We start from the raw sequence: 11141 nt of genomic DNA, 5'->3' as shown, positions 1-11141 counted from the left end.
CCGTCAGCGGCTGACTGCGCAATTCAGACGGCGGATGAAAAGATGAAGGCGGTTGCAGCCATCGTCAGATTGCGCCCGGCTGCATTTGGCAGCCGGCGACCACCAACGCCAAGGAGTGCCCTGCAGTGGACTATCGAATCTGGTTCCCTCTCATTGGCCTCGCTGTGCTCATGGTTCTCGCGGGGTTACATCGTGCAGGCAGGGCTGCAGCCAACAAACGAATTCTTGAGACGGGCCTAAACGTAGAGGGGCAAATATTGGAGAACCGTCGGGATGGGCGAGTGACCACCGTCGTGTATCGCTATTGGCCTGATGGTGCTTCACAGCCCATTAGCGTGGAACGCCGAATGAGCGGAATGGTGAACTTGGTCTCGGGCCAGTCCGTACGCGTGTGCTACTTGCCTTCACACCCGCACGTTTCCATCCTGGTCGATTTCGCGCACCTTCATGACGCTTCTTGACGCCTCGATGGTCCGGTCGGCCCGCTGCTAGAACGCCAGCGCATTCGTCGCCTTCACCTCCTCCATCACCGCATACGTCCGCGTTTCCCGCACGCCTGGCAAGGTCCAGATCACGCTGCCGATGAACTCCCGGTAGGCGCCCATGTCGCGCACCCGGGTCTTGAGCAGGTAGTCGAAGCCGCCGGCCACCAGATGGCACTCCAGGATCTCGGCGCGGGCCTGGACGGCGGCCTTGAAGTTGTCCATCACGTCCATCACCGTGCGGTCCAGGTGCACCTCGATGAAGACCAGCATGGCCGCGCCCAGCTTGGCCGGGTTCAGCCGCGCCTCATAGCCGAGGATGAAGCCGTCGCGCGTCAGGCGCTTGACGCGCTCCAGCACGGCGGTGGGCGACAGGTGCACGGCTTCGGCCAGCTTGAGATTGGAAATACGCCCATCGGCCTGCAGCACGCGCAAGATGCGGGCGTCGATCTTGTCGAGTTTGGTTTCGTCGTCCATCGGGATTTTTGTCGGCCGTTCCTGTAATCCTTGGAATTTAATCCAAGCGAAGCGTCGATAGAGTGCGAAACCTCACCAGGAGCTCCGCCATGCCCACGCCCTTCGTCGCCCCGACCGAACAGCCCCGTCTGCCCGATCCCTACCGGGCCGAGCATGGGGTCGTGCAGGCCCTGGCCGAGCGCGTCGGCGGCGCGCTGGACTGGCCTGGCGTCATCGCCATGGCCGCGCCCTGGGTGGAGCAGGTGCGCAAGAACCCGGCGCCTTTCTGGGCCATGGAATCGCTGCTGCGCGAATACCCCATCACCAGCGCCGAAGGCCTGGCCCTGATGCGCCTGGCCGAGGCGCTGCTGCGGGTGCCCGACGCGCCCACGGCCATTGCGCTGACGGCCGACCAGCTCGGCCGCGCCGACTTCGACGGCGCCAGTGAAGGCAGCCCGCACAAGATGCTGGCCGCGCTGTCGGCCTCGGCCATCTCGATGTCCAAGCGCTTCCTGCCGGGCGCGGATGACGACGGCGGCCTGTTCAAGCGCCTGGGTGCGCAGACGGTGGTGGCCGCCACCGTGCGCGCCATCCAGCTGCTGGGCCGGCAGTTCGTGCTCGGCCGCAACATCAATGAGGCGATGAGCGAGGCGGATTCGGCGCGCAAGCAGCAAAAGCAGCTGCGCTTCAGCTACGACATGCTCGGCGAAGGCGCCCGCACGGAGGCCGATGCGCTGCGCTATCACGCGGCCTATGTCGGCGCCATCAAGGCCATCGCAGCGGGCCAGCGCGCCGCATCGCCCGAGGCTTCCGACGGCATCTCCATCAAGCTCAGCGCGCTGTTCAGCCGCTACGAGGTGCTGCAGCGCGAGCGCGTCTTCGCCGAGCTGCTGCCGCGCGTGTGGGCGCTGATCGAGCTGGCTGCCGAGGCCAACATCAACCTGACCATCGATGCCGAGGAGGTCGACCGCCTGGAGCTGTCGCTGGACGTGCTGGACACGCTGGCCGCGCGCATCGCCACCCACTACCCGCATTGGCGCGGCTTCGGCCTGGCGGTGCAGGCCTACCAGTCGCGCGCCCTGGCCGTCGTCGACGAAGTTGCGGCCATCGCGCGCAAGCACGGCCTGCGCTTCATGGTGCGCCTGGTCAAGGGTGCCTACTGGGATGGCGAGATCAAGAGAGCCCAGGAGCTGGGCCTGACCCACTACCCGGTGTTCACGCACAAGCAGCACACCGACGTCTCGTATCTCGCCTGCGCCCGCGCGCTGATCCAGCATGCCGACGTCATCTATCCGCAGTTCGCCAGCCACAACGCCGGCACCATCGCGGCCATCGTGCAGATGGCCCGCGCCACCGGCGCGCCGTTCGAGATGCAGCGCCTGCACGGCATGGGCGAAGGTGTCTACCGCGAGGTGCTGAAGGACGGCAGCATCCCCTGCCGCGTTTACGCGCCGGTGGGCGAGCACCGCGACCTGCTGGCCTATCTCGTGCGCCGCCTGCTGGAAAACGGCGCCAACTCGTCCTTCGTGCACCAGTTGGCCGACCCCAGCGTGCAGGTGCCCGAGCTGCTCGGCTCGCCGCTGGCCGAGGTGCGTGCGACGAGCGCGCTGCCGTTGCCGCCGGCCCTCTACCTGGACAGCGAAGGCCGCGGCCGCGCCAACTCCACCGGCGCCGACCTGACCGCGCCGGCCCAGCGCGTGGCCCTGCAGGTCGCGCTGGAGACGACGCCTGTGCGTGCCGTCCCCGAGGCCTCGGCAGCTGAAGTCGACGCTGCGATGCAACGCCTGCACGCCGGCTTCCCCGCCTGGAACGGCACGCCCGTTGCCCAGCGCGCCGCCATCCTGCGCCGCGCCGCCGACGACCTCGATGCCCGCCTGGCCGAGTTCTGCGCCCTGCTCGTCAAGGAAGCCTTCAAGACGCAAGCCGATTGCGTCGCCGAGGTGCGCGAGGCCGTGGACTTCCTGCGCTACTACGCCGACCAGGCGGAAAGCGATGCGAGCCTGATGCAAGGCCGCGGCGTCTTCGTCTGCATCAGCCCGTGGAACTTCCCGTTGGCGATCTTTGCCGGCCAGGTCGTCGCCGCACTGGTGGCCGGCAATGCCGTCGCCGCCAAGCCCGCCGAGCAGACGCCTTATGTCGCGCTGAAGATGGTTGAGTTGCTGCACGCCGCCGGCGTGCCGGCCGATGCGCTGGCGCTGTTGCATGGCCCCGGCGAGACCGTCGGCGCCGGCCTGGTCGCCCATGCGCACACGGCCGGCGTCTGCTTCACCGGCTCCACGGCCGTGGCCCAGATCATCAACAAGGCGCTCGCCGCCAAGCCCAACTCGCCGATCCCGCTGATCGCCGAGACCGGCGGTCTCAATGCCATGGTCGTCGACTCGACGGCCTTGCCCGAACAGGTCATCGACGCCGTCGTGCAATCGGCCTTCCGCTCCGCCGGCCAGCGCTGCTCGGCACTGCGCCTGCTGTGCGTGCAGTCCAGCATTGCCGAGGGGGTCATCGAGATGCTCAAGGGTGCGTTGTCGCAGCTGCATGTCGGCCAGCCCGCGCAACTTGCCACCGACGTCGGTCCCGTCATCGACGACGAGGCCCATGCCAACATCAGCAAGCATGTCGAGCGCCTCAAGCGCGACGCCAAGCTGCTGGCCGAGGCGCCGGTGGCCGAGGCCATGCCGCGCCAGATCCGCCCCGTCGCCTTCGAGCTGCCGCGCGTGTCGCACCTCGGCGAAGAGATCTTCGGCCCGGTGCTGCACGTGGTGCGCTTCGAGGACTCGGTCGACGACGTCATCAAGGAGATCAACGCGCTGGGCTATGGCCTGACGCTGGGCATCCAGACGCGCATCGACAGCCGCGCCCAGCGCCTGGCCGACGAGGCGCGCATCGGCAACGTCTACGTCAACCGCAACATCATCGGCGCGGTGGTGGGCGTGCAGCCCTTTGGCGGTGAAGGCCTGTCCGGCACCGGCCCCAAGGCCGGCGGCCCCGACTACCTGCGCCGCTTCTGCGCCGAGCCCCAGCTCGACGCGCCCTTGCCGACCCTCGCGATGGACGGCCGCAGCGAGGCCTTGGCCGTGGCTGCCGACGCCGGTTGGCGCGACACACCGCTGCTTGAGCGCATCGCCACGCTGCGTCGCGCTGCCGACACGTTGGACGCGCCGACCGCTCTCGCCTTGCGCGGCCTGTTCGTCGCGGCGCAGGCGCAGTTCGCTGACATCGTGCTGCCCGGCCCCACCGGCGAGAGCAACACGCTGCGCCACCACGCGCGCGGTGTCTTCGCCGTGCTCGGCCGTGACGAAGCGGGCCTGGCCGCGGTCGTCAGCGCCCTGCTGGCCGGCAACAGCGCCATCTGGCTGGGCGGCGACGAACGCGCCCGCCAGGCCCTGCTGCGCGCCGGCCTGCCGGTCAACGCGCTGACGCTGCTGCCCGACGCGACGCTGCCGGGGCTGCTCGCCGCGCCGCAGCTCGCTGGCGTCGCGCTGGCATCGTCCGACTCCGCGGCCGCCCATGTGCTCGCGCAAGCCCTGGCCACGCGGGCTGGGGCCATCTTGCCGCTGGTCACTGGCGCCGGCCATGTGCGCCAGCTCTACCGCTTCGCGGCCGAGCAGACGCTGACGGTCAACACGGCGGCAGCTGGGGGCAATGCGGCCCTGCTGGCAGGGGTGCGCTGAGGGCGCTTGACGCAGCGGCCTGCGGCATCAATGCGGCGTCATTGTGGGATTGGGGCTCGCAGGCAGGTCGCCGGCGCGGTGGGGTGGTCCAGCTCGAAGACCAGGCGCTTGTCGAGCTTTGCGGCCTGCACCGCCTTGCCGAAGAACTGCTGGAAGAGCTGCTCGAACGACCCGTCCTTCTGCGCGCGCCGCAGGCCCTGCTCGATGTGCTCGGCCAGCTCGGTGTTCTGCCGGGCGACAAAGAAATAGCTGCACATCGGGTAGTGCAGCGCCAGGTGCGATTCAACGGCCAGGCCCAGGTGGCCGTAGTTGCTCAACTCGCCGTAGATCTCGCCGACGCCGCGCGGCAGGTAGCGAAAGCGCTGCGCCGCCAGCATCGTGAACAGGTTCTCGTAGCGCGCGGCGGCGACGACGGGCAGGCCGTTGCTCTGCAGGACGCCCGTGTCGACCCATTCCCTGACCAGCCCGGCTGGCAGCGCCTTGAGCTGCTCCAGCGAACGGATGCTCTCGAACTGGCCTCGGTCGTCCTCGCCGATCAGGAAGATGCGCCAGCCGAGGATGCCCTTGTCGACCGGGATCCGCACGGGCAGATAGTCGCGCTCGAGCTGGACCGTGGTCGGTGCCCAGACGACGTCGATATCCTGCCCGGCGGCCATGCTCACGAAGGCTCGCACGGCCACGCTCGGTTTCGCGGAAGGTTGCACGGCGAAGTGGCCGTCAGCCTTGCCCAAGGCCAGCTTGAGCAGGCTGGCGTAGTAGTCGCCGCGCTTGTCGCCGGCGGCGCCGGACGAGGGGTAGGTCACGACCTGCGGTGCGCCAGGCGAAGGTTCGGCCGACGCGCCGAACCCGCCAAACCCTAGCAGTGCCACGCTGGCCAGGGCTAACGCCCGGCTTGCGATGTGGATCACCGACTGCCTGCAATCACGCATTTTTCAGAGAGCCAATTAGGAATCGCGGTGAGCAGCATGGTGGCCGGCGGGCCATGACGGGAGGCGAGCTTGCCATGCGCGCGACCGTACGCCACCATCTCCCCACACGCCAGCCGTTCGGCGTGCAAGGGAGAAAAAGAATGTTCCCATGGTTTTGGCTCTGGGCGCCGCAGTTGCGCCTGCCCTTCAGCGGCGACGTGGCGCAGGACATCGAGCCGCGCCTGGACTGGTTCTTTGCCGGCATCAAACCCCAGGCGGGCAACGCGCGCATCGAGGCGCGGGCCTTCGACGTGGCGAGCTACGGCGACCAACTGGGCGTGATCACCCAGCTGTTGATCGAGATGGCCGAGCGGCAGCCGGCCGAGGCCCAGGCCGCGTCCGCGCCACTGCAGGAGCTGCGCCGCATCCACGGCGAGATCGAGGCGATCAAGGCGCAGGAGTGTGATCGCGAGCTGGCCGAGCTGCAGGCGCGCATCCGCCTCCTCGAGAGCCGCCGCCGGCCTGCGAGCTGAGCCCGCGCGCCCAGGCCAGGCCTGAGCGCGCGGCGCGATGAACCTTTTTGTGGATCCTCCGACTACAGGTTGCAACGAGGAGGATTCATGAAGGAACTCAATGCCGGTATTTCCATGGCCCGTCTGGCGCCCCGCTTCGCCGTGTTCGCGCTATGGCTGCCGCTGGTGGGCGCAGCCGCGCCAACTACGCTCATCGATCCCCAGGATGCACCACTGATCGCCACGGATGGCACCGCGTTCGTGGTTACTCGCGGGCGCGTGCGGGTTCCGGAGTTGCGTTCAGAGCCGGAAGGTCCTGCCATTGAATTGGCGGTGGTGCGTGTACGGCGTGCCGGTGCCGACGCCGAGAAGGCCCATGTGATCCTGGCGGGCGGCCCCGGCGATTCCGGCGTCAGGCAGGTGATCGATCTGGCCAGGCATGGTGGCGCGGCGCTGGCGGAGTTCATCGATGGCGACCTGGTTGGCATCGACCAGCGTGGCGTGGGCGCCTCCACCCCGAATCTGCGCGCCACGATGCGCTATGGCTTGCCACTCGACAGGCCGGCCTCGGTCGCCGCCTGGCTGCCCTTGATGGAGCAAGCAGCGCGTGCCGTCGCCGCAGAGATGCGTGGGCGCGGCATCCGCCTGGAGGCCTACAACACCGAGGAAAGCGCCGACGACGTCGATGCGGTGCGCCAGTCCTTCGGCTATGGCAAGGTGACCTTGTGGGGCCGCAGCTATGGCACCCACCTGGCGCTGGCCACTGCGCGGCGCCACCCGGGCGCGGTCGAGCGCATGGTTTTGATCAGCCCGGAAGGGCCGGATCACACATGGAAGCTGCCGTCGCAGGTGGATCGGGTGCTGCTGCGCATCGGCGAACGTGCGGGCGCGCCTGGGATGACCGGGCAACTGCACGCCGTCATCGCCGGGCTGGCGCAGTCGCCGGTGGAGGTGGCTGTGACTGATCCGGCCACCGGGCAGGAAGCCAAGGTGGTGATCGGGGCGATGGACGTGCAGTGGGCGATCGCGCAAACCCTCGGCGATCCGCGCGCGGTCGCGACACTCCCCGCCACCGTGCAGGAGATGAGTGCCGGCAACTTCCGGCGCGTGGCGCAGCTGACCCTCTTGCTGCGGCGCCAATTCGGCATCGATTCAGCCATGAAGCACATGACGGACCTGAGCTCCGGAGCGAGTGCGGCGCGCAGCGCACGGATCGAGGGCGAGGCCGGCAACGCCCTGCTCGGCGACACGATGAATTTCCCGGGGCGCTATCTGTACGCTGCATGGAACGCGCGGCAGATCGGGGACGCGTTCCGTGAGCCGGTCGCGGTTCCGGTCCCCACGCTGATGCTGGTGGGCGACCTGGATGCACGCACGCCGGTGGAAAACGCACAGGAAATCGCTGCCACGCTGCCGCAGGCGCATTTGGTCGTCGTGGAAAACGCGGCGCACCAGTTCGACGTGTTCGGGAACGCAGCCATGAGAGCGCTGTTGGGCCGCTTTGTCCGCGGCGAAACCGGCCTGGACCTGCGCATCGCCTTGCCCCTGCCACGCTTCGAAAAGGTCGGCTCGATCCGCACTGAAAGATGACAAGCCCACACCGTGAGTCATCCATGCACAACCCGCTCGCTGACGAATTGCTGGTGATCCGCTGTCAGCTCGGCGAACGGCCGGCCTTTGATGAACTGATCGCGCGTTGGCATCAGCCGTTGTGGCGTTATGCACGTCAGCTTTCAGGCAATGACGCCGCCGCCGATGACGCTGCGCAGGAAGTCTGGCTGCGCGTGTTGCGCGGGATCTCCCGTCTGCGCGAAGGCGCCAAGCTGCGGTCCTGGCTGTTCGGCATTGCACACCGGGTGCTGATGGACCGGCTGCGTGAACAATACAAACAGCCGATTTGTGTCGACACCGATATCGAGCTCGAAGAGCAGCCCGGCGACGACGGCGCGCTCGCCCTCGAATTCGAACTGGCCGCCATGCTGGAGGCGCTGGCGCGCCTGCCGCCGGTTGAGAAGGAGGTGCTGACGTTGTTCTATTTGCAGGAGCTGTCGCTCGACGAGGTTGCGCAGGTGCTGGACATCCCCATCGGCACCATCAAATCCCGGTTGCATCGGGCCCGAAAAATACTCCGGCATCAGCTTGGCATCCAAGGAGTGCAGTCGTGAATCCCGTTTCCATCTCCGCCTTGGCCAACCGCGAGCTGTCAGCCAAGGCGCGCTTCGGCCATGTTGCGCTGTTGCTGGCTGCATTGGCGATGTCGGTCGTCGTCGGCTCGCTGTGGCTGACCGAACCCGCATTGCCGCCACGGACCGTGATCGCCTTCGCCGCCATGACCGGCATCGGCCTGTGCTGGGTTGTCTATGCCGTGTGGGTGCTGGCGTCGCGCCGTGTGCTGCTGGCGTTTCAGCAAGTCGTTGCGGCTCGCATGGCAGTCGGGTTCAGCGCGGTAGCGCTGGCTGGCGCCTTGGCCCTGGGAATGGGCGAAGGCATCGCGGCGGCATGGCCAGCGGCGGCCGTGTTCGCCGTGATGCTGGTGATTGCTGTCATCACGCTGGTGCGCGCGCGCGGCAAGCACAGGCAGCTGACGCAGCGGCGCGCCGAGCTTGAACGCCAGCTTGACTCTTGAAGGAGTGCTTTCGGCTGGCCGCGCCAAAGGCAGCCGGACAAGAAAAGGCCCTCTGCGGGTGGCGAGCCACCGAGAGGGCCAAATCCACCCAGGGGCGGTGGAGGAGACAAGCGGTATTGCGACGTTGCAATGTTGCGGCGCAGCATAACCGAATCCGGGCTGGATTTGTGTAACGGCGCTGCTCACCAAACGTGAGACGCGCGGGCGTCAGAAGAAGGCATCGAGAAAGCTGGCGGCCCGGTCGCCGAGCGCGACGATCTTGTTCGTCGCCTGGCGGTAGAACTTGAAGTTCAGCTCGGTTTCGGGCCGGCCGTCGCCCCAGTCGGCAAAGGGCTTGAGTTCGGCCCGGCCGAGGCGGCGTTTCACAAGTGCAGCCCGCTTGACAGTGATGCTGACGCGCGGCGTCTGCCGCTCGATGCCCGGCTTTCTAGGCATGGCCTCGGCGGACGTGACCACGCCGCGTGCAACCAACCCCACGCCGCCCTCGTTCTCGCTGGCGAAGAGGTAGATCACATCGCCGGTGGCGATGCGCTTGCCGCCGTACATCGTCTTGTGCGCCGCAAAGGTCCAGGTGCCGGCCTGCGTGTCGGCGATCTCGGCCTTGATGGCGTAGCTCAAACGCTCAGGCACGCGAATCTTGTTCGTAACGGCGCTCGCCGGTTTGTGGGTTGTAGAACACCAGCATGGTCTGCCCGGATTCCGGATCGACGAAGCGCTCCTCGGTCCTCTGCCAGTCGCCACCCGGCGTCGCGTCGCGGGACCGGTAGCGCCAACGCTCCACCAGCACGGCGGCGGCAATGATGCAGCCCCAGATCGCGAAGGGCGCCGCGTCGCGATGGCCGGCCAGGCTTGCGCCCAAGCCGATCATGCCGGCCGCCAGTGCCACGATGAGCAACAGGTTGCGCAGCATGGCGTCAGGCCGGCAGCCGCTCGACCACCACGGCCGTGCCGTAGGCGACGATCTCGCTCATGGTCTGGCCCATCTCCGACGAATCGAAGCGCATCATGACCACGGCATTGCCGCCCATCAGCTGGGCGTTCTTGACCATGCGGTCGATGGCGTGGCGTCGCGCCTCCTCCAGCAACTGCGTGTACTCGGTGATCTCACCGCCGACGAGGGAGCGCAGCCCCGCCATGATGTTGCCGGCCAGCCCGCGGCTGCGCACGACGACGCCAAAAACCTGGCCCTTGACCTCGACGACGCGGTGGCCGGCGAGGTTCTCGGTGGTGACGATGATCACGCGACTCTCCTTGTGATGTTGGGGTGGTGTGATCCTGAGCGCATGGGCGTTAGCAAGGCATAAGTGAAGCCGGGCATCGGTCCGCGGCATAGCCATCTCGCAGTGGAATGGGCGGATTTTCGCCACGCCGGACAATCGAGCGCGATGACGACGACGCCGCCACCCGACCCCGATCCGATGCCCCTGCCGCCGCCAGAGCCTGACCTGGACGCCTGCTGCGGCAATGGCTGCGACCCCTGCATCTTCGATCTCTACGACCTGGCCAAGGACGAGTACCGCCAAGCCCTGAGGGCCTGGCGCGAGCGCCATCCGCAGGCCAGTTGAATCAAGGACAGCCCCATGTGCCGCAACATCCGCACCCTGTTCAATTTCGAGCCACCGGCCACCGAACTCGAGATCCGCGACGCTGCGCTGCAGTTCGTGCGCAAGCTCAGCGGCTTCAACGTGCCGTCCCAGGCCAATGCGGCGGCCTTCGACCATGCAGTGGCGGCGATTGCCGACGAGGCGCGTGCGCTGATCGCTTCGCTCGTGACGACCGCCGAGCCCAAGAACCGCGAGATCGAGGCCGAAAAGGCGCGGGTTCGTTCTCAGGCCCGCTTCGGCGGCCCGGGGGGATGATCCGCGCGCGTCGGTCCGGCGCAGCAACTCTCCGAGGAACTCCATGCCCAAGCTGATGTCGCTCGTCGTCTGCATGACCGTGCTCACCTGGCTCAGCGCCCTCATGGCCAGTCTCATCCGGGCGCGGGCCTGGACGCCCAAGGGCCTGATGCTGGCCATGGGCAACCGCGACCACATGCCCGAGGCCACGCCGCTGGCCGGCCGTGCCCAGCGCGCAGCGGCCAACACGCTGGAGAACCTGCTGTTCTTCGCAGCGTTGGCCCTGGCTGCGCAGGCGTCCGGCGCGACGGGCGAACGCGTGCTGCTCGGTGCCCAGGTGTTCCTGTGGGCCCGTGTAGCCTTTCTGGCCGTGTACCTGGCCGGCATTCCCTACCTGCGCACGGCGGTATGGACGGTCAGCATCGTGGGGCTGGGCATGATGTTGAGCGGCATGGTCTAAGGGAGCGCCGAACAAGCCCTCGCGCGCAGCGCATCCCCGCTTTGGGCGGCTTGCGGCGTTGCAAATGCTCGCCATAGCCTGAGCTATGACTGTGCTTTGCGCCTGGCAATCCATCCCAAACCAGGGCGCGCTGCATCGCACGGGCTTATCCGGCGCTCCCTGACGCACAATCGCCGCGCCCCGGCTCCCCA

At 67.7% G+C, this 11141-nt stretch carries 14 protein-coding genes; 9 read left to right on the top strand and 5 right to left on the bottom strand.

What is annotated here, in order from left to right; translation table 11 throughout:
- Positions 1 to 170: 170 nt before the first annotated feature.
- Positions 171 to 461 (top strand): DUF3592 domain-containing protein, encoded by a 291-nt coding sequence (locus AC1DW0_RS03650; protein ID WP_477945159.1) that lies wholly within the window; start codon positions 171 to 173, stop codon positions 459 to 461.
- A 27-nt stretch (positions 462 to 488) separates the two neighbouring features.
- Here AC1DW0_RS03650 and AC1DW0_RS03645 read toward each other — a convergent pair whose 3' ends face one another.
- Entirely contained in the window at positions 489 to 959 is a 471-nt protein-coding gene (locus AC1DW0_RS03645; protein WP_477944952.1) for an Lrp/AsnC ligand binding domain-containing protein, read from the bottom strand.
- Between the two features lie 89 nt (positions 960 to 1048).
- On the opposite strand from AC1DW0_RS03645, the gene AC1DW0_RS03640 reads away from it, so the two are divergent.
- Positions 1049 to 4606: an L-glutamate gamma-semialdehyde dehydrogenase gene (locus AC1DW0_RS03640; RefSeq protein WP_477944951.1), complete on the top strand. Its 3558-nt coding sequence runs from the start codon at positions 1049 to 1051 to the stop codon at positions 4604 to 4606.
- A 38-nt stretch (positions 4607 to 4644) separates the two neighbouring features.
- Here AC1DW0_RS03640 and AC1DW0_RS03635 read toward each other — a convergent pair whose 3' ends face one another.
- Entirely contained in the window at positions 4645 to 5514 is an 870-nt protein-coding gene (locus tag AC1DW0_RS03635) for a type 2 periplasmic-binding domain-containing protein (protein WP_056201072.1), read from the bottom strand.
- A gap of 161 nt (positions 5515 to 5675) precedes the next feature.
- On the opposite strand from AC1DW0_RS03635, the gene AC1DW0_RS03630 reads away from it, so the two are divergent.
- The 4 genes from AC1DW0_RS03630 to AC1DW0_RS03615 all read left to right on the top strand — a co-directional run bounded on the left by AC1DW0_RS03630 (position 5676) and on the right by AC1DW0_RS03615 (position 8652).
- Positions 5676 to 6047: a hypothetical protein gene (locus AC1DW0_RS03630; protein ID WP_457388417.1), complete on the top strand. Its 372-nt coding sequence runs from the start codon at positions 5676 to 5678 to the stop codon at positions 6045 to 6047.
- An 87-nt stretch (positions 6048 to 6134) separates the two neighbouring features.
- Positions 6135 to 7616, top strand: coding sequence for an alpha/beta fold hydrolase (locus AC1DW0_RS03625; protein ID WP_477944950.1), 1482 nt, complete (start codon positions 6135 to 6137; stop codon positions 7614 to 7616).
- 23 nt (positions 7617 to 7639) lie between these two features.
- Positions 7640 to 8191 (top strand): RNA polymerase sigma factor, encoded by a 552-nt coding sequence (locus tag AC1DW0_RS03620; RefSeq protein ID WP_056201067.1) that lies wholly within the window; start codon positions 7640 to 7642, stop codon positions 8189 to 8191.
- Positions 8188 to 8652, top strand: a complete 465-nt coding sequence (locus AC1DW0_RS03615; protein WP_477944949.1) for a hypothetical protein — start codon at positions 8188 to 8190, stop codon at positions 8650 to 8652. Before AC1DW0_RS03620 ends, AC1DW0_RS03615 begins: the two co-directional genes overlap by 4 nt.
- 207 nt (positions 8653 to 8859) lie before the next feature.
- Here AC1DW0_RS03615 and AC1DW0_RS03610 read toward each other — a convergent pair whose 3' ends face one another.
- From AC1DW0_RS03610 to AC1DW0_RS03600, 3 genes are read right to left on the bottom strand one after another with little or no spacing between them, the layout of a single operon-like run.
- Positions 8860 to 9270 (bottom strand): hypothetical protein, encoded by a 411-nt coding sequence (locus AC1DW0_RS03610; protein ID WP_477945158.1) that lies wholly within the window; start codon positions 9268 to 9270, stop codon positions 8860 to 8862.
- 4 nt (positions 9271 to 9274) lie between these two features.
- Complete coding sequence (locus AC1DW0_RS03605) at positions 9275 to 9562, bottom strand: hypothetical protein (RefSeq protein WP_056201062.1); 288 nt, start codon at positions 9560 to 9562, stop codon at positions 9275 to 9277.
- A 4-nt stretch (positions 9563 to 9566) separates the two neighbouring features.
- Positions 9567 to 9893 carry a YbjQ family protein gene (locus AC1DW0_RS03600; RefSeq protein ID WP_056201061.1) on the bottom strand — a complete coding sequence of 109 codons (327 nt, stop codon included), beginning with the start codon at positions 9891 to 9893 and terminating at the stop codon, positions 9567 to 9569.
- Positions 9894 to 10037: 144 nt separating this feature from the next.
- Here AC1DW0_RS03600 and AC1DW0_RS03595 point away from each other — a divergent pair, with 144 nt between their 5' ends.
- From AC1DW0_RS03595 to AC1DW0_RS03585, 3 genes are read left to right on the top strand one after another with little or no spacing between them, the layout of a single operon-like run.
- On the top strand, positions 10038 to 10217 hold the full coding sequence (locus AC1DW0_RS03595; RefSeq protein ID WP_457323724.1) for an oxidoreductase-like domain-containing protein: 180 nt from the start codon (positions 10038 to 10040) through the stop codon (positions 10215 to 10217).
- Between the two features lie 15 nt (positions 10218 to 10232).
- Positions 10233 to 10511 carry a DUF2277 domain-containing protein gene (locus tag AC1DW0_RS03590; RefSeq protein ID WP_056201055.1) on the top strand — a complete coding sequence of 93 codons (279 nt, stop codon included), beginning with the start codon at positions 10233 to 10235 and terminating at the stop codon, positions 10509 to 10511.
- A 43-nt stretch (positions 10512 to 10554) separates the two neighbouring features.
- Complete coding sequence (locus tag AC1DW0_RS03585) at positions 10555 to 10950, top strand: MAPEG family protein (RefSeq protein WP_056201053.1); 396 nt, start codon at positions 10555 to 10557, stop codon at positions 10948 to 10950.
- The last annotated feature ends 191 nt before the right edge of the window (positions 10951 to 11141 follow it).

The organism is Roseateles sp. P4_D2, assembly GCF_056401875.1.
This window is presented reverse-complemented; position numbering and strand designations above follow the sequence as displayed.

Coding starts and splice junctions, on each gene's coding strand:
- AC1DW0_RS03640 (WP_477944951.1), top strand. CDS start 1,049: ATGCCCACGCCCTTCGTCGCCCCGACCGAACAGCCCCGTCTGCCCGAT.
- AC1DW0_RS03585 (WP_056201053.1), top strand. CDS start 10,555: ATGCCCAAGCTGATGTCGCTCGTCGTCTGCATGACCGTGCTCACCTGG.
- AC1DW0_RS03620 (WP_056201067.1), top strand. CDS start 7,640: ATGCACAACCCGCTCGCTGACGAATTGCTGGTGATCCGCTGTCAGCTC.
- AC1DW0_RS03605 (WP_056201062.1), bottom strand. CDS start 9,562: ATGCTGCGCAACCTGTTGCTCATCGTGGCACTGGCGGCCGGCATGATC.
- AC1DW0_RS03595 (WP_457323724.1), top strand. CDS start 10,038: ATGACGACGACGCCGCCACCCGACCCCGATCCGATGCCCCTGCCGCCG.
- AC1DW0_RS03650 (WP_477945159.1), top strand. CDS start 171: ATGGTTCTCGCGGGGTTACATCGTGCAGGCAGGGCTGCAGCCAACAAA.
- AC1DW0_RS03590 (WP_056201055.1), top strand. CDS start 10,233: ATGTGCCGCAACATCCGCACCCTGTTCAATTTCGAGCCACCGGCCACC.
- AC1DW0_RS03625 (WP_477944950.1), top strand. CDS start 6,135: ATGAAGGAACTCAATGCCGGTATTTCCATGGCCCGTCTGGCGCCCCGC.
- AC1DW0_RS03630 (WP_457388417.1), top strand. CDS start 5,676: ATGTTCCCATGGTTTTGGCTCTGGGCGCCGCAGTTGCGCCTGCCCTTC.
- AC1DW0_RS03645 (WP_477944952.1), bottom strand. CDS start 959: ATGGACGACGAAACCAAACTCGACAAGATCGACGCCCGCATCTTGCGC.